Source organism: Cyanobium sp. NIES-981 (assembly GCF_900088535.1).
Taxonomy (GTDB): Bacteria; Cyanobacteriota; Cyanobacteriia; order PCC-6307; family Cyanobiaceae; genus NIES-981.
Genome location: NZ_LT578417.1, coordinates 600,621 through 615,341, shown reverse-complemented (window position 1 = coordinate 615,341; position 14,721 = coordinate 600,621). Strand labels below are relative to the sequence as shown.

The 14,721-nt window shown below is 71.0% G+C and carries 18 protein-coding genes and 1 tRNA gene; 10 read left to right on the top strand and 9 right to left on the bottom strand.

What is annotated here, in order from left to right:
- The first annotated feature begins 5 nt into the window (after window positions 1-5).
- Entirely contained in the window at window positions 6-632 is a 627-nt protein-coding gene (locus tag CBM981_RS03215; protein ID WP_087067232.1) for a hypothetical protein, read from the top strand.
- Between the two features lie 60 nt (window positions 633-692).
- Here CBM981_RS03215 and CBM981_RS03210 read toward each other — a convergent pair whose 3' ends face one another.
- Window positions 693-1,430 (bottom strand): DUF1350 family protein, encoded by a 738-nt coding sequence (locus CBM981_RS03210; protein WP_087067231.1) that lies wholly within the window; start codon window positions 1,428-1,430, stop codon window positions 693-695.
- 10 nt (window positions 1,431-1,440) lie between these two features.
- Window positions 1,441-1,899 (bottom strand): peroxiredoxin, encoded by a 459-nt coding sequence (locus tag CBM981_RS03205; protein WP_087067230.1) that lies wholly within the window; start codon window positions 1,897-1,899, stop codon window positions 1,441-1,443.
- A gap of 92 nt (window positions 1,900-1,991) precedes the next feature.
- Here CBM981_RS03205 and CBM981_RS03200 point away from each other — a divergent pair, with 92 nt between their 5' ends.
- Window positions 1,992-2,831, top strand: a complete 840-nt coding sequence (locus CBM981_RS03200) for a 3'-5' exonuclease (protein ID WP_087067229.1) — start codon at window positions 1,992-1,994, stop codon at window positions 2,829-2,831.
- A gap of 105 nt (window positions 2,832-2,936) precedes the next feature.
- Window positions 2,937-3,302 carry a hypothetical protein gene (locus CBM981_RS03195; RefSeq protein ID WP_225867505.1) on the top strand — a complete coding sequence of 122 codons (366 nt, stop codon included), beginning with the start codon at window positions 2,937-2,939 and terminating at the stop codon, window positions 3,300-3,302.
- 81 nt (window positions 3,303-3,383) lie between these two features.
- On the opposite strand, the gene CBM981_RS03190 is transcribed toward CBM981_RS03195, so the two are convergent.
- From CBM981_RS03190 to CBM981_RS03175, 4 genes are all read right to left on the bottom strand, one after another.
- Window positions 3,384-3,457 (bottom strand) — tRNA-Pro (locus tag CBM981_RS03190).
- Window positions 3,458-3,471: 14 nt separating this feature from the next.
- The gene (locus tag CBM981_RS03185; RefSeq protein ID WP_087067228.1) at window positions 3,472-3,819 is read right to left on the bottom strand and encodes a hypothetical protein; all 348 of its coding nucleotides are present in this window, start codon (window positions 3,817-3,819) and stop codon (window positions 3,472-3,474) included.
- Window positions 3,816-4,013 (bottom strand): hypothetical protein, encoded by a 198-nt coding sequence (locus CBM981_RS03180; protein WP_087069158.1) that lies wholly within the window; start codon window positions 4,011-4,013, stop codon window positions 3,816-3,818. The genes CBM981_RS03185 and CBM981_RS03180 overlap by 4 nt, the downstream gene beginning before the upstream one ends.
- A 34-nt stretch (window positions 4,014-4,047) precedes the next feature.
- Window positions 4,048-4,344 (bottom strand): hypothetical protein, encoded by a 297-nt coding sequence (locus CBM981_RS03175; protein ID WP_087067227.1) that lies wholly within the window; start codon window positions 4,342-4,344, stop codon window positions 4,048-4,050.
- Between the two features lie 173 nt (window positions 4,345-4,517).
- Here CBM981_RS03175 and CBM981_RS03170 point away from each other — a divergent pair, with 173 nt between their 5' ends.
- Complete coding sequence (locus tag CBM981_RS03170) at window positions 4,518-6,224, top strand: potassium/proton antiporter (RefSeq protein ID WP_197686666.1); 1,707 nt, start codon at window positions 4,518-4,520, stop codon at window positions 6,222-6,224.
- Here CBM981_RS03170 and msrA read toward each other — a convergent pair.
- From msrA to CBM981_RS03155, 3 genes are all read right to left on the bottom strand, one after another.
- On the bottom strand, window positions 6,214-6,918 hold the full coding sequence (gene msrA, locus CBM981_RS03165) for a peptide-methionine (S)-S-oxide reductase MsrA (protein WP_087067225.1): 705 nt from the start codon (window positions 6,916-6,918) through the stop codon (window positions 6,214-6,216). The two genes, CBM981_RS03170 and msrA, sit on opposite strands and share 11 nt — an antisense overlap.
- Before the next feature lie 70 nt (window positions 6,919-6,988).
- Window positions 6,989-7,276 carry a hypothetical protein gene (locus tag CBM981_RS03160; protein WP_087067224.1) on the bottom strand — a complete coding sequence of 96 codons (288 nt, stop codon included), beginning with the start codon at window positions 7,274-7,276 and terminating at the stop codon, window positions 6,989-6,991.
- Between the two features lie 134 nt (window positions 7,277-7,410).
- On the bottom strand, window positions 7,411-9,186 hold the full coding sequence (locus CBM981_RS03155; RefSeq protein ID WP_087067223.1) for an ABC transporter ATP-binding protein: 1,776 nt from the start codon (window positions 9,184-9,186) through the stop codon (window positions 7,411-7,413).
- 89 nt (window positions 9,187-9,275) lie between these two features.
- Here CBM981_RS03155 and CBM981_RS03150 point away from each other — a divergent pair, with 89 nt between their 5' ends.
- The 6 genes from CBM981_RS03150 to rlmB all read left to right on the top strand — a co-directional run bounded on the left by CBM981_RS03150 (window position 9,276) and on the right by rlmB (window position 14,673).
- The gene (locus tag CBM981_RS03150; RefSeq protein ID WP_087067222.1) at window positions 9,276-9,617 is read left to right on the top strand and encodes a DUF3288 family protein; all 342 of its coding nucleotides are present in this window, start codon (window positions 9,276-9,278) and stop codon (window positions 9,615-9,617) included.
- 249 nt (window positions 9,618-9,866) lie between these two features.
- Window positions 9,867-10,901, top strand: coding sequence for an anthranilate phosphoribosyltransferase (gene trpD / locus CBM981_RS03145; RefSeq protein WP_225867504.1), 1,035 nt, complete (start codon window positions 9,867-9,869; stop codon window positions 10,899-10,901).
- Between the two features lie 124 nt (window positions 10,902-11,025).
- On the top strand, window positions 11,026-12,168 hold the full coding sequence (gene carA, locus CBM981_RS03140; protein ID WP_087069157.1) for a glutamine-hydrolyzing carbamoyl-phosphate synthase small subunit: 1,143 nt from the start codon (window positions 11,026-11,028) through the stop codon (window positions 12,166-12,168).
- A gap of 119 nt (window positions 12,169-12,287) precedes the next feature.
- Window positions 12,288-12,632, top strand: a complete 345-nt coding sequence (locus CBM981_RS03135; RefSeq protein WP_087067220.1) for an STAS domain-containing protein — start codon at window positions 12,288-12,290, stop codon at window positions 12,630-12,632.
- A gap of 25 nt (window positions 12,633-12,657) precedes the next feature.
- Window positions 12,658-13,044 (top strand): ribonuclease III domain-containing protein, encoded by a 387-nt coding sequence (locus CBM981_RS03130; RefSeq protein ID WP_225867619.1) that lies wholly within the window; start codon window positions 12,658-12,660, stop codon window positions 13,042-13,044.
- Window positions 13,045-13,410: 366 nt separating this feature from the next.
- Complete coding sequence (gene rlmB, locus CBM981_RS03125; RefSeq protein ID WP_087067219.1) at window positions 13,411-14,673, top strand: 23S rRNA (guanosine(2251)-2'-O)-methyltransferase RlmB; 1,263 nt, start codon at window positions 13,411-13,413, stop codon at window positions 14,671-14,673.
- Window positions 14,674-14,721: the final 48 nt, after the last annotated feature.

The following is a 14,721-nucleotide window of genomic DNA, read 5'->3' as shown; positions in this document are numbered from 1 at the left end:
GGCCCATGGGCCACCGGGTGCGGCGGCTGGAGGACTCTCTGCTGGCCACGTTCTTCCGGGGTCTGCTGATCGTGGTGCCCGCCTATCTCAGCTTTCTGCTGGTGGTGAAGGCGATGAAGGCGGTCGGCGGGCTGGTGCAGCCGGTGGCCCTGGTGGTGCCCGATTCCCTGCCGGTGCAGAAGGTGCTCTCGCTGCTGTTGCTGGCCGCGATCTGCCTGCTGGTGGGCTTTGTGGTGGCCACTCCGGCCGGACAGCTGCTGCACCAGCGGTTGGAGCGCCGTCTGTATGACCGCATCCCCGGCTATTCCCTGTTTCGCAGCCTCTTCCAGCAGCTGCTGGGCACCAGCGAAGAGAACGTGTGGAAGCCGGCCTTCTTCGAGAGTGATGAGGGTCTGCTGCCCGCGTTCATCATCGAGGAATTCGCGGATGGCCGCTTCACGGTGTTCGTGCCCTCGATCCCCACCCCCTTCGCCGGGGCGGTGTTCATCGTGGATGCCAGCCGGGTGCATCCTCTCGATGTGCCCTTCACCGACGCCATGAAGAGCGTGGCCCGCTGGGGCTCTGGCAGTGAGGAGATGGTGAAGGCCTTCGAGAGCAAACACGGGCCGTTGCGTCCCAGGCCGCTGGAGTGAGGACTGGGCTGCTCCCGTTCGGCGGTGAGATGGACAGAGGTGCGCAGCACGTTCGTGCCGCTAGGCGGGCTCGGCCCAGGCGGTGATCTGGTCCGCCAGCCGCTCCATGCGCCGCTGCCGGCCCGGATCGTCGGCCCAGGCGCCGAGCAGTTGCTTGCGCAGGGCTCCACTGGCCGGGGTGAGGTGGTCACCGGGCAGCTCCAGCAGGGTGGAGGCATCGTCCGTGCGGGCCTGCAGCACCCCGACCAGCCGGCTGCTCTGGTCGATGCCGTCGCGGCTGAACCGCACCAGCAGGTTGCGGGGCTGGCGGTAGCTCTGGCTGATCTGCGCCAGGGTCTGCTCCGGCGACGGACTGAATTCGCTGCGGAAGCGGAACTGCTGGCCCAGTTCGGCCAGGAACGGTACGGAGCGCTCCGCTGAGAAGTTGTTGAAGCTGAGGGCCACCAGGCCGTCGCAGCGGCGGCCGCCATCGGGGGCGAGCAGGTGAAGCTTGCAGCCGAGGCTGTGGCCCAGCCGCAGCTGGCGTTGCCGGGGTGGGCCCAGCGGCACCGGCTCCTGCTCGCGCAACTGCCGGAACAGACGCCAGGCGGTGTTGGCCTGGGCCTGATGGTCGAAGCCCGGCACATAGCTCCAGGCGTGCACCCGCCAGCCGCGGTCGGCCAGGGCCTCAAGGAACCGCCGGTAGCTCAGCTGCGGGGTGGCGGCCAGGTAGCTGCCGCCGATGAACTCGATCAACCCAGCGGGCGAGGCCGCTGGCTCCAGTGTCCAGATCTCCCCCTGTTGCCGCCAACGTGTCATCGCCGGCTGTTCAAGCGGCGTGGAGCTCTCGCAGAGCTTCGAGGGCCTCGCGGCGGTGGGCGGCGCCGTCGAGCAGGTTGTTGAACACGTGGCGGATCACCCCACCCCCGTCGATCACATAGGTGACGCGCCCCGGCAGCAGCCCCAGCACGCTCGGCACTCCGAAGGCCTTGCGCAGTCCATTGCCCCGGTCCACCAGCAGGGGGTAGGGCAGATTGTGACGTTGGGCGAAGCGCTGGTGGCTGGCGGCATCGTCGCCGCTCACGCCCCACACCTCGGCTCCGAGGGCCTGGAGGTCGGAGAAGCTGTCCCGGAAGGCACAGGCCTCCATGGTGCAGCCCGGCGTGTCGTCCTTGGGGTAGAAGAAGAGCACAAGGGCCCTGCCGCCGAGCTGGTCGCTGCGGCGTTCGGTGCCGCTCTGGTCGGTCAGAGCGATCAGGGGGGCGCGATCGCCCACGGCAAGAGCCATGCGGTTGGCGGGTGAGTGCCTGAACCCTAGGCAGTGGGACCGTGCTGCCGGTTGCCGTGGCTGGGACGATGGGGTGAGCCCCCGTCCCGTCCATGAGTGGCACCCCTGCCCAGCCGAGCGGCCCATGGCAGCAGCAGGATCTGCTGAGTGGCCTCCTGGCTCCCACACCCTCCCCCCAGCCTTCCCCCACGCCCCCCCCTGGGGTGGAAGCGGCCGCTGAGCAACCCGATGGTTCGCCGGGCACGCTGCTGATCGTGGACACCGAGACCACGGGCCTCGATCCCGAGCGCGACCACTGCCTGGAGGTGGGGGCGATCCTGTTCCATGTGCGGAGTCGTGCCGTTCTCAGCCAGGTCTCCTTTCTCCTGCCGGTGCGGGACAATCCGGCCGAGGCGATCAACGGCATCGCCGCCGCCACCACCCGCCTGCCCCAGCCCTGGCGCCAGGGTCTGTGCTGCTTCGAGGCGATGGCGGCCTCGGCCGACGCGGTGCTGGCCCACAACGCGGCCTTCGACCGGCAGTGGTTCGGTCGCGGGGAGCTCCCCGCCCTGGCGGCTCCGTGGATCTGCTCGATGGAGGACATCCGCTGGCCGCCGGAGCGCGGGTTGAGGCCCAATCCCTCCGTCCGGGACCTGGCCCTGGCCTACGGCGTGCCCGTCTGGGCGGCCCACCGGGCCCTCACCGACTGCATCTACCTGGCCCAGGTGCTGCAGCGCTGCCGGCAACTGGAGGCCTTGCTGGTCGCCGCCCGCGAACCGCGCCAGCTGTTTCGAGCCCAGCTCTCCTATGCCGAACGGCACAAGGCCAAACAGGCCGGCTTCCGCTGGAACGATCCGGTGCCCGGTGCCTGGAGCCGGCGGCTGAGCGCGCGTGAGGCCTCGGCCCTTCCCTTCCCTGTGCAGCCGGTGCGCCCCACCCAGGAAGCTGCCTGAATCTGCCGCAAGCCACTGATTTGCTTCCAGTGGCTGAAGTCCTCCGGTGGATTCGCCTGCCCCCGCCCCAGCGCCACCAGCCTTGGGCATCCGGGCCGTGACGCCATGGCCATTGCCTGCCTTCCCAGCCGTAGCCGCGAGCCCCGTTCTCCCCGCCAGCAGCTCGGCCGCTGGCAGGTGTGCCGGAGCTGGGCACGGCTGATCCGGGAGGCCGAGGCGCTCTGGCTCGTGGATGTGCGGCCCCTGCGTCGCCTCGCCGCCCAGGAGCTGGGACAACTGCATCACGAGGTTCCCGCCGCCCTGCGGCATCAGGTGAACCGCTGGCTGCAGGGGTTCCGGGTTCACACCCGGCTGATCACGGCCGTGCTGCCCGCGGGGCTCGGCGGGGGGGAGGGCCGCGAGGCACAAGCTGGGTCGGATCCAGGGGCCGGCGCTCACCGCCCGGGCGAGCCGGAGCTCCCAGCCGGGTGAGCAATCGGGTAAGCAAAAGGGAAACCCCAGGCCACAGCTCCAGGGGAGCCGTGGTGTCCGGTGGTCGTCAGGCCGGTGAAATCGGAGCGGCGGGATTTGAACCCACGACCCCCACTACCCCAAAGTGGTGCGCTACCAAGCTGCGCTACGCCCCGGCGGAACGAAATTATCACAACGCTTTGCGCCGTCTGAGCCGGCGCAGCAGGCGACTCTCCAGCCGCTCCCGCCGCAGGGAGGCATAGCCGCCCACCCGCAGGCTGCGGGCCAGCAGGCGCAGCTCGGCCAGGGACATGCTGGCCAGTCGCAGCTCAGGCAGGCGGCGCCAGGCGGCGGCCGCCGGCGCCAGCAGCTCCCCCCGCTGGCGCCCCTGGAGGCCAACCATGAGGCCACCGGCCATCCACTCGGGCACCAGCACGAACAGCACCGCCAGCAGCCCGTAGAGCTCCACCAGGCCCATGGGCAGGGGGTGGAGCTGGCGTTCCGACGACTCCTGCGGCGCCTGGGGGGGGTCGGTCACGGGACGGTCGGCAGGCTGCTGGCCACTGGCGACGGGAACGGACGGCCGTCGAGCCGGGCGGCGGGAGCGTCGCGCCACTGCATCGGCAGCTCCTGTCTGGGCTGGAGTTTCACGGTCCAGAGCACCAGGGCAAAGCAGACCCCCACGGTGGCGAGCAGGGCCACGATCACGACGCGGTCGGGCAGGGGAGTCATGGACGCGGCCGAGGTCGTCGGCAATCAGTTTCGGTCACACCTGCTCGGTACGGGTGCACTCAATGCGGCTGGGCAGTTGTTCGAGGGTGAGGATGTCGCCCCTGAGGATCAGGCTGCGGCTCTGGTTGCGGTAGTGGATCCCCGGAAGCTGGGAGGGTTCGCGGAAGTAGGTGCTGCGGTACCCGCCGCTGATCAGCGACGCCTGGGATGCGTTGCGCTCCAGCACCACCCGGCCGCGATTCGGGCACAGGAAGCTTTCGGTGCTGTCGTAGTTCTCCCACCAGGGTGAGGACTGGGCGATCATCGCCAGAACCAGCAACAGCGGAGCCATCGGGTGAGGGGGTGTGAGAACCACCGCTCCGCAGGGTAAGGAGCGGTGGGGTGGCCTGGGGGCAGCTGGTCTACCGCGATTCGGATCTCCGGATCCGGCACCGGCCTCGCTGCCGTCCGCTCCGCCGGGGAGCCTCTGCGGCATTCTCTGGACATTCCACCGCCCGAGAGCAGGTGTCGATTCAGGCCTCCATGCTGCTGGGCGGGGTGCTGCTGCTGCTGGGCATCGCCTCCAGCAAGTTCTCGGCCCGGCTGGGGGTGCCCGTGCTGGTGCTGTTCCTCGGGCTCGGCATGCTGGCCGGCTCCGAAGGACTGGGCGGCATTCCCTTCGAGGATTACCCCCTGGCGAACAACATGGGCAGCGTCGCCCTCGCCCTGATCCTGTTCGACGGCGGGCTGCGCACCTCGCCGGCCTCGGCGCGGCGGGTGTGGCGCCCGGCCCTGGCCCTCTCCACCCTGGGTGTGCTGCTCACCTCCCTGATCACCGGGCTGGCGGCGGCCTGGGTGCTGGGGATGCCCCCGCTGCAGGGGCTGCTGCTGGGCAGCATCGTCGGCTCCACCGATGCGGCAGCGGTGTTCTCCATGCTGCGCACCAGTGGACTGAAGCTGCCCGAGAGGCTCACCGCCACGCTGGAGGTGGAGAGCGGCTCCAACGATCCGATGGCGATCTTCCTCACCATCGGCCTGATCGGCGTGATCAGCGGGCAGGCGGACTCGGCCCAGGCTCTCCTGTTGCTCTTCCTGGCCCAGTTCGGGGTGGGGATGGCGGGCGGACTCCTTGTGGGGGTGCTCGCGGCACGCGCCGTGAACCGGATCAACCTCGACTACCCCGGCCTCTATCCGCTGCTGGCCCTCGGCTTCGGCCTGGTGGCCTTCGGGCTGGCCTCGGTGCTCGGCGGCAGCGGCTTTCTGGCGGTGTATCTGGCCGGGATGGTGATCGGCAGCAGCTCGCGGGTGTTCCGCCCCGGCATCCTGGCCTTTCACGATGCGATCGCCTGGCTGGGGCAGATCGTGCTCTTCGTGATGCTCGGCCTGCTCAGCTTTCCCAGCCGCCTGCTCACGGTGGCCTGGGCCGGGGTGCTGATCGCCCTGGTGCTCCTCCTGGTGGCGCGCCCTCTCGCCGTGTTCACGGCCGCCCTGCCCTTCCACTACCGGCTCCGGGAGCTGGTCTTTCTGTCCTGGGTGGGGCTCAAGGGGGCGGTGCCGATCACCCTGGCCACCTTCCCGCTGATGGCGGGCATTCCCCAGAGCCAGCTGATCTTCAACGCGGTGTTCTTCGTGGTGCTGCTCTCGGCGATCACCCAGGGCTGGTCCCTGCCGCTGGTGGCGCGCTGGCTGCGGATCGGCCGGCCGGCCGACCCGAGCCCCGCCCTCACGGTGGAGATCAATGCGCTGCGGCGCGTGGATGGCGAGATCGTGGATTACACCGTGAAGCCCACGGCCGTTGGGGCCGGCAAGGCCCTGCGTCAGCTGGCCCTGCCCGACGGGGTGCTGGTGACCCTGATCCTGCGGGGCAGGCAGGTGGTGATGCCCCGGGGCGGCACGGTGCTGCTGCCCGGTGATCACGTGTTCGTCGCCATGCGCACCAGCCTCCAGCCCCTGATCGATCGCCTGTTCGATCCCGATCCCGCCGCCTTCGCCGAAGGCGCCGCAGCCCCCTCGCTGCCCCCCGATCTGCGGCTGGCGTTCCGGGCCACCACCACGGTGGAGCAGCTGCATGGGTTTCTCGGGCTGCCCCTGGATCCGCACCTGCCGAAGCGGACGGCCGCATCCAGCCTGGGCTCGCTGCTGGCGGCCGCCCAGCCGGCCGCGGCCATGGAGCTGGGCAGCCTCATCATCGAGGCAGGTCCGGACCGGGAGCTGGTGCTGGTCAGACGGTGATCGGCGCGTTGTCTCCCCGCAGCACGCAATGGGGGATGGACCAGTCGTACTGCTGCCAGACAGAAGCCGGCAGTGTGTAGTCGCTGCCGGGGAAGTCGCCCAGGGCAACGCCGGTGGGCTGGGCTGAGCAGTAGGGACGGCTGCCCGGCTTGGCCAGATATTGCTGGTGGTACGTCTCGGCCGACCAGAAGCGCACGCCGCAGCGGATCTCGGTGGTGATCGCGCCGTGACCGGCCGCGCTCAGCAGCCCCTGGTAGGCCTCCCGGCTGGCCTCGGCCAGCACCAGGTCCTCGTCACGGGTCACGTAGATGGCGGAGCGGTACTGGGACCCCCTGTCGTTGCCCTGACGGTCCCCCTGGGTGGGGTCATGGCATTCCCAGAAGAGCTTGAGCAGATCGGCGAAACCGACTGTCTGGCGCTCCCACACCACCCGCACGACCTCGGCATGGCCCGTGCGGCCCGAGCACACCTGCTGGTAGCTGGGATCGTCCAGGGCACCGCCGGCATACCCCACCGCCGTGCTCACCACCCCCGGCAGGCGCCAGAAGCCCTTCTCGGCCCCCCAGAAGCAGCCACAGCCGAACAGAACCTCCCCCTGAGCACTTGTGACGGGGGCATCGATGGGGGTTCCCAGCACAGCGTGGAGACGCTCTCCCGACGCTGTCTCCGGCTTCTGGAACAGTCCGAACACCATGGGCACGCATCAGCCTTCACCCTAGGCAGCGCGCCCCGCTCCCCCGCGGCCGGGTTCCCCGACCCGGCCCTCAGAGCGGTGGCGTGCCGCTGTTCGGTTCAAGAGCGATGTGGTTGAGCAGCGTGGTGGTGAAGGCGAAGAGCAGGAAGGGCAGCGACAGCACCAGAATCAGGCCCACACCCACCAGGGCCACGATCGGCTTGCTCGCCCCCATCAGGGCCAGGCCCGCGGCGAGGCTGGCGAAGATCACCAGCATCCAGATCAGGATCTGCCCGTAGATGTCCCCGAAGGTGAGGGTGCAGCGCAGGTTGTAGGCCTGGGTCGTGACCCTGGGCTCCACGGTGGTGGCGGACGTCATGGAAGGCTGCGGGGGAGAGGCCGGCGGCGGGTGGGAGCAGGCACAGCTGCCTGCCCCACTCAAGCCAGCCCCGGCGCCACTGGCCGGGTTGCTCAACAACTGTTGAGACATGCCGGCAGGGAACCGGGGCGGGATCAGCCGGCTGCGCGCAGTTGCTCGGAGGCCTGCTCCCTGGCCCACAGCCGGCGGTAGGTGCCCGGCACCGCCAGCAGGCTCTCGTGGTCACCCTCCTGCACGAGCCGGCCGTCCTCCAGCACCAGGATCCGGTCGCAGGCGGCGGCCGCCGAGAGCTGGTGGCTGATCATCAGGATCGTGCGGCCGGGTTCGCCATCCTCCCGGTGCAGGCCCTGGCTGCGGATGGTGCGCAGGATCTCCGCTGCCGTGGTGTTGTCCACACTGGCCAGAGCGTCGTCGAGCACCAGCAGGGGAGCCTCCACCAGCAGTGCCCGTCCCAGGGCCGTGCGTTGGCGCTGGCCGCCGCTGAGGGTGATGCCACGCTCCCCCACCAGCGTGCGGTACCCGTCGGGGAAGCCCTTGATGTCGCCCTCCAGCCGCGCTTCCCGGGCCGCCCTCTCCACGGTCTCCATCGGGGCGGCAGGCTCGCCGTAGCGGAGGTTGTCGGCCAGGGTGGCCGTGAACAGGTAACCCTCCTGGGGAACGAGCGCCACCTGGCGGCGCAGGTCGTCCAGGCTCAGCCGGGTGATGTCGACGCCATCCAGCCAGAGCTCCCGCGGCGCCACCTCCACCATGCGCCCGATGGCGCGGGCCAGGGTGGTCTTGCCGCATCCCACCGGCCCCACCACGGCCACGAGCTCCCCGGGCTCCAGGCGGAAGCTCACATCCACCAGGGCGGGCCGGGGAGCCTCGGGGTAGCGCACCGTCAGCCCCCTGGCCTCGAGGGCTCCCCGGCCGCGCCGCCCCAGGGGCTCGGGCTGGGCCGGCGAGGTGATCAGGGGCTGGCGGCGCAGCAGCTCCTCGATCCTCTCCAGGCTCACCTGCCCGGTCTGGAAGGTGTTGAGCGTGAAACCCAGCAGGGCGGTGGGGAACACCAGCCGCTCCACGAACAGGATCAGGGCCACCAGATCGCCGATGCTCAGCCGGCCGGTCTCCAGCTGGCCGCTGCCGAGGGCCAGCAGCAGCAGCAGGCTGATCGAGGAGATGCCCTCCAGCAGGGGGAAGAGGGTGCTGCGGGTGCGCGCCAGGCCCAGCGCCGCATCCCGGTAGCGGCGGTTGCGGCCGGAGAAGGCCTCCTGTTCGGTGGCTTCCTGGCCGTAGATCTTGATGGCGCTGATCCCGGAGAGATCCTCCTGGATCAGATCGCTCAGGCCGGCCAGGGCCTCCTGCTGGCGCCGCTGCTGCCGCATCATCCGCCCGCCGAACAGCCGCACCGTGATCAGCATCAGCGGGTAGAGCCCCACGGCCGCCAGGCTGAGCCAGGGATCGATGGACAGCATCGCCGGCAGGGTGAGGCTGTAGGCGAGGGCGGTGTTGGTGAGGCTGAGCACGGCGAAACCCAGCAGCCGCCGCACGTTCTCCACGTCGCTGGTGGCGCGGCTGATCACTTCACCGCTGCCGGCGGTCTGCACCCAGCCGGGTTCCTGCAGCAGCAGGTGGTCGAAGATGTTCTGCTTGAGGTCGGCCTCCACCTGGCGGCCCACGCCGAACACCAGCAGCCTCGAATACAGCCGCACGGCGCCCATGGCGGTCGCCAACCCCATGATCAGGGCCGCCTGCAGCAGCACGTCCCGCAGGGTGAAGCCGTCCTGCAGGTCGTCGATCACCCGGCGCACCAGCAGGGGAATGCTGACGCTCAGCAGGTTCACCACCACGAGGGCGGCCACCCCCATCAGCACCGTGCGCCGGTGGGGTCGCAGATAGCGTCGGATCAGATCGAGCCGGAAGGCGGCCACGCGGCCATCACGAACGTGGGCCCAACCTAGGGATCACGGCGGGCCGGACCGCTTCCATCCCGTGCCCCGTGCCACCCGCCGCTCCCTCCATGCCCCCGTCTGCCCCTTCCCAGCCCGGCTCCGAGGGGCCGCCCCTCCAGAGCCATCCCCTCCAGGCCCAGGACCGAGCGGTGGTGGACCGGCTGCTGGCTGCGGACCCCCCCAGCGACGCCGATCTGGTGGATGCCGCCCGCCTGCTGATGCGTTACGAAGGATTTCCCGGTGCCCACGACATCCAGGACGATCTGACCAAGGCACTGCGCTTCTGGAACCTCAGCCGCGAGGCGCTGCACGCCCGCACCCGAGCCATCTGGGCGGAGGGCTACCGGCCGGCTCCCGCCGCCGCGGAAGCGGTGGGATCGGGTTTCGATACCGCCTCCCAGGAGGGGTGACGCCGGCTTCGGCAGCCCCCCTGCCGCGAACCGTCATGGCCTGCCCACAGCCGTTGCCGCCTGCGCGCCGTCACAGCGTGTCCTGGGTGATAGTGGATCCGTCCCCATCACCCGGCCCGGTGTGCTCCGCACCCGGGCTTTTTTCTGGCGTCATGGGTCCGGGCCCGGGCCGCCGGCGAGCCTGCCGGCCGCACCACAGCAGAATGCTGCCGCTGCTGATCGCCTGCGTCGATGGTTTCCTCCACGCCGATGGCCCCTGCTCCGTCCTGGCCTGCCCTGCTGGAGACCCTGCTGCAGGGCCGTGACCTCCCGGCAGAGGAGGCGGAGGCGCTGATGCGCGGCTGGCTGGCGGAGGAGATCCCGCCGGTGCTCACGGGAGCCCTGCTGGCGGCCCTGCGGGCCAAGGGGGTGGGGGCGGAGGAGCTGGCCGCCATGGCCGCGGTGCTGCGCCAGGCCTGCGCCCTTCAGGCGCCCCTGCCTGCGATCGATCTGGTGGACACCTGCGGCACGGGTGGGGACGGTGCAGACAGCTTCAACATCTCCACGGCGGTGGCCTTCGTGGCCGCCGCCTGTGGCGTGGCCGTGGCGAAGCACGGCAACCGCAGCGCCAGTGGCCGTGTCGGGTCCGCCGATGTGCTCGAGGCCCTGGGGATCCATCTCCAGGCTCCCCAGGAGCAGGTGCTGGCGGCGCTGCCGAAGTCGGGGGTCACCTTCCTGTTCGCGCCGGGGTGGCATCCGGCGCTGGTGGGCCTGGCTCCGCTGCGGCGCAGTCTCGGGGTCCGCACCGTGTTCAACCTGCTCGGGCCGTTGGTCAATCCCCTCCGCCCGGCCGCCCAGGTGCTCGGTGTGGCGCGGCCTGAGCTGCTGGATCCCATGGCCGGAGCCCTGGCCCGCCTGGGCCTGCGCCGGGCCGTGGTGGTGCACGGGGCCGGCGGCCTCGACGAGGCTTCCCTGGCCGGCGTGAATGCCCTGCGGCTGGTGGAGAACGGTGAGGTGCGGCCCGCCAGCCTCGACCCCGCCAGCCTCGGCATGGAGCCCGCGCCCCTGAGCGCCCTGGCCGGTGGGGATCTGGCCACCAACCGGGCCATTCTCGAGGCGGTGCTGCAGGGCCGGGGCACCCGGGCCCAGCAGGATGTGGTGGCGCTCAACACCGCCCTGGTGCTGTGGGCGGCCGGCCTGGTCGACAGCCCTGCCGCCGGCTGCGAACCGGCCCGGCGGGCGATGGCCGACGGGGCGGCCTGGTCCAGCCTGCTGGCCCTGCGGGAGGCGCTGGCGCCGCTCTGATCCGGCCCGGTGATCCGGCGCGGTGCCCGTGCACACCGGTTGCTGGCCCGTTTCAGGGGATGATCGTTCCACGGCCCGCCCCGCTCCACTTCCCCCCGCAACCCCGCAACCCCGCAACCCCGCCATCGTGACTGCGTCCTCCCCAGCCGCTCTCCTGGTTCTCGCCGACGGCACCCTGCTGCGCGGTGAGGCCTTCGGCGCCATCGGCACGGCCATTGGTGAGGTGGTCTTCAACACCGGCATGACCGGGTATCAGGAGGTGATGACCGACCCCAGCTACTCCGGGCAGCTGGTGACCTTCACCTACCCCGAACTCGGCAACACCGGTGTCAACGCCGCCGACCAGGAGGCGGACCATCCCCACGTCCGCGGGGTGATCGCCCGCCAGCTCGCGCCCGTGGCCAGCAGCTGGCGCGCCGAGGCCGACCTGAGCACGTGGCTGGAGGGCCATGGCGTGGTGGGAATCCGTGGCGTGGACACCCGTGCCCTGGTGCGGCACCTGCGGGAGGGCGGCGCCATCAACGGGGCGATCAGCAGTGATGGCACCGCCGCCCAGGAGCTGCTCAGGCAGGTGGTCGCAGCCCCGTCGATGCAGGGGCTCGACCTGGCCTCCAGGGTCACCACCCCGGAGCCCTACACCTGGGACGGCACCTGCGCGGCCGCGTTCGACACCAGGATCCAGGCCACTCCTGAACCTCCCTATCGCGTGGTGGCCATCGATTTCGGCATCAAGCGGGCCATCCTCGATCGCTTGGTGGCCCACGGCTGCGTGGTCACGGTGCTGCCGGCCACCGCCAGTCTCGAGGAGGTGCTGAGCCACCATCCCGAAGGTGTGTTCCTCTCGAATGGCCCCGGTGATCCGGCCGCTGTCACCACGGGGGTGGAGCTGGCCCGCGGCCTGCTGCAGCAACCCGACCTGCCGGTGTTCGGCATCTGCATGGGCCACCAGATCCTCGCCCTGGCCCTGGGGGGACGCAGCTTCAAGCTCGGCTACGGCCACCGCGGCCTGAACCATCCCTGCGGCAGCCCCGGGCACGTGGAGATCACCAGCCAGAACCACGGTTTCGCCATCGAGGCCGACTCCCTGCCCGCGGACCGGGTGGAGATCACCCACCTCAACCTCAACGACCGCACCGTGGCGGCCCTGGCCCTGCGCGACCAGCCCGTGTTCGGTATCCAGTACCACCCGGAAGCGAGCCCCGGTCCCCACGACGCCGATCACCACTTCGCTCGCTTCGCGGCCCTGATGGCCGAGCGCCGCGGCTGAGGGGCGCTCGGCCCACCCCGTGGCGGCCCCCTGGGCTCTGCTTTCTGCAAACGGCGTCCCTCTCCCTACACTCCCCGCAGAACAGCCAAGGGGGCAGAGCCATCAACGACCTGCAGCGTCTGACGGTGTCCCTGCGCGGCGGCTTCGAGCAGCAGGCCCGCTGCCAGCTCTTCCGGTTCACCGGCCAGCTCGACGCCTACTCCGACAAGCAGTTCGGAACCTTCATCGCCGAGCACCGCAGCCCCGGTCAACCCCTGGTGGTGGACCTCACCCACATCGATTTCATCGACTCGTCCGGGCTCGGCGCCCTGGTGCAGCTCGCCAAGCAGTGCAACACCGACCGGCAGACCTTTCTGGTGGTGGGCAATGCCCGGGTTGTGCAGACGGTGAAACTCGTGCGCCTGGAGGAGTTTCTGCATCTCCAGCCCGACCTGGCCACCGCCCTTGACAGCCTCGCCGCCTGAGTCCGGCCGAGGCGGATCCGCCTGGCTGCAGGGGCTGCATCCCCAGCGGCCCAGCGCCGAGCTGGGGGTGCTGCAGCTAGCCTGGCTGGGTGATGCCGTATGGGAGCTCCATCAGCGCCTGGACCGCTGCCGGGCTCCCGCCCGAGCCCAGGATCTCCACCGGCACGTGGTGGCAGCGGTGCGGGCCGATGCCCAGGCCCTGCTGCTGGAAAGGCTGGAGCCGAGCTTGCGCAGCGCTGAGCGCGAGCTGGTGCGGCGGGCCCGCAACAGGGCCGGACGCGGCCCCCGGGGGGGAGATCCGTCGGTCTATGCGCGGGCCACCGGTTTCGAGGCCCTGCTGGGCTGGTTGTTCCTCCATGATCCGGCGCGGTTGGTCGAGCTGCTAGATCACTTGAACGACAACAATCCATAAGACCTGGCGACCATGAGCCCGCGATTTGAACGCCGTCCGGACAAACGGACGGGGACTGGGGGCCGTGGGGCCGCACGCCCTGCCCGAGAGGGTGCCTGGCAGGGGAAGCGGGAGCGGGGTCGCGACGTGCGTCGTGTCGATGGCGGCGCTGAGGGTGGGGAGCGCTCCAGGCCCCCCTTCTCCCGTGGCCAGGCGGAACGGGGATCCTTCGCCCGCCGATCCCCTGACCGATCCGCTGACCGATCGCCCGCCCGTGCAGCCCGGCCAGACCGGGAGGGCCGCAGCCGTGACGCCGGCGACCGTGCCTACGGCCGCCGTGACGATGTCCGGGCGCGGAGCCCGCGCAGGGACTGGGGAGGGGCGCCCGTGCGTCGCGACGCCTCGGCCAGGCGACCAGCCCGCCGCCTCGATGCCCCTGCTCGCCGCTACGGCGGCGCGCCCACGCCCACCCGGGTGGGTCTGGAGGACGCTGATCGCCGCCCCGTGGTGCCGGAGGCGGACCAGCACGGCATGGACCAGCCAGCCGATCTCATCTGGGGTCGCCATTCCGCCCAGGCGGCCCTGGAGAGCGGACGCCCCATCCACCGGATCTGGTGCACGGCCGAGATGCGCTTCAGCCCCCGCTTCCTGCAACTGCTGCGGGAGGCCAAGAGTTCCGGGGTGCTTGTGGAGGAAGTCACCTGGGCCCGGCTGGGGCAGCTCACCGGCGGGGCGGTGCACCAGGGCATCGTGCTTCAGACGGCGGCGGCCGAGACCCTCGATCTGCCCGGCCTGATCGAGGGCTGCCGCGCCATCGGTGAGCCCCCCCTCCTGATGGCGCTCGACGGCATCACCGATCCCCACAACCTCGGAGCGATCGCCCGCAGCGCCGAGGCCCTCGGGGCCCACGGTCTGGTTCTGCCCCAGCGCCGCAGTGCCGGGCTCACGGGCTCGGTGGCGAAAGTGGCCGCCGGGGCTCTGGAGCATCTGCCCGTGGCCCGGGTGGTGAATCTCAACCGGGCTCTCGACAGCCTCAAGCAGGAGGGCTACCGCGTGATCGGTCTGGCCTCGGAGGGGAACCTGAGCCTGGAGGAGGCCGACCTGGAGGGACCTCTGGTGATCGTCACCGGATCCGAGGCGGACGGCCTGGCCATGTTGACCCGCAAGCACTGCGATCAGCTGGTGAGCATTCCCCTGCGGGGGGCCACACCCAGCCTCAACGCCTCCGTGGCCACCGCCCTGCTGCTCTACGAGGTGGCCCGCAGGGGCTGGATGAAGGGGTTGAAGGGGGGGCAACCCGCCCCCCGGCTGCAGCGGCCCCGCATGCCTGTGGCCGCCGCTGCCGAAGTCCCCGGCCCCGAGCCCGATGCCCCGGGCCCCTACCCCGAAGCTTCGCAGGTGCCTGGTTCTGAACCGCTGGCAGACTCCGCCGCCACTCCGCCGCCCAACCCCGACCCCGGGCCCGACCCCGGCCCCGGGCCCGACCCCGACCCCGACCCCGGCCCCACCGACGCCATGCCGGAGCCGCCTGGCCCGGAGGCTGGGGCGGATCAGCCCCTCGAGCCTGCCGCAGCGCCAGCCGTGAGCCTCGATCCGTTGACGCCTGCTTCCTTCCCCGACCCGGCCTTCGCCCGTGACATCCAGTTGTGACCCAGCGGCGCCATGGCAGCGACCAGCCACCCGGCACAATGGCCCTTG

Coding starts and splice junctions, on each gene's coding strand:
- CBM981_RS03215 (WP_087067232.1), top strand. CDS start 6: ATGGGCCACCGGGTGCGGCGGCTGGAGGACTCTCTGCTGGCCACGTTC.
- CBM981_RS03210 (WP_087067231.1), bottom strand. CDS start 1,430: ATGACACGTTGGCGGCAACAGGGGGAGATCTGGACACTGGAGCCAGCG.
- CBM981_RS03205 (WP_087067230.1), bottom strand. CDS start 1,899: ATGGCTCTTGCCGTGGGCGATCGCGCCCCCCTGATCGCTCTGACCGAC.
- CBM981_RS03200 (WP_087067229.1), top strand. CDS start 1,992: ATGAGTGGCACCCCTGCCCAGCCGAGCGGCCCATGGCAGCAGCAGGAT.
- CBM981_RS03195 (WP_225867505.1), top strand. CDS start 2,937: ATGGCCATTGCCTGCCTTCCCAGCCGTAGCCGCGAGCCCCGTTCTCCC.
- CBM981_RS03180 (WP_087069158.1), bottom strand. CDS start 4,013: ATGACTCCCCTGCCCGACCGCGTCGTGATCGTGGCCCTGCTCGCCACC.
- CBM981_RS03175 (WP_087067227.1), bottom strand. CDS start 4,344: ATGGCTCCGCTGTTGCTGGTTCTGGCGATGATCGCCCAGTCCTCACCC.
- msrA (WP_087067225.1), bottom strand. CDS start 6,918: ATGGTGTTCGGACTGTTCCAGAAGCCGGAGACAGCGTCGGGAGAGCGT.
- CBM981_RS03160 (WP_087067224.1), bottom strand. CDS start 7,276: ATGACGTCCGCCACCACCGTGGAGCCCAGGGTCACGACCCAGGCCTAC.
- CBM981_RS03150 (WP_087067222.1), top strand. CDS start 9,276: ATGCCCCCGTCTGCCCCTTCCCAGCCCGGCTCCGAGGGGCCGCCCCTC.
- trpD (WP_225867504.1), top strand. CDS start 9,867: ATGGCCCCTGCTCCGTCCTGGCCTGCCCTGCTGGAGACCCTGCTGCAG.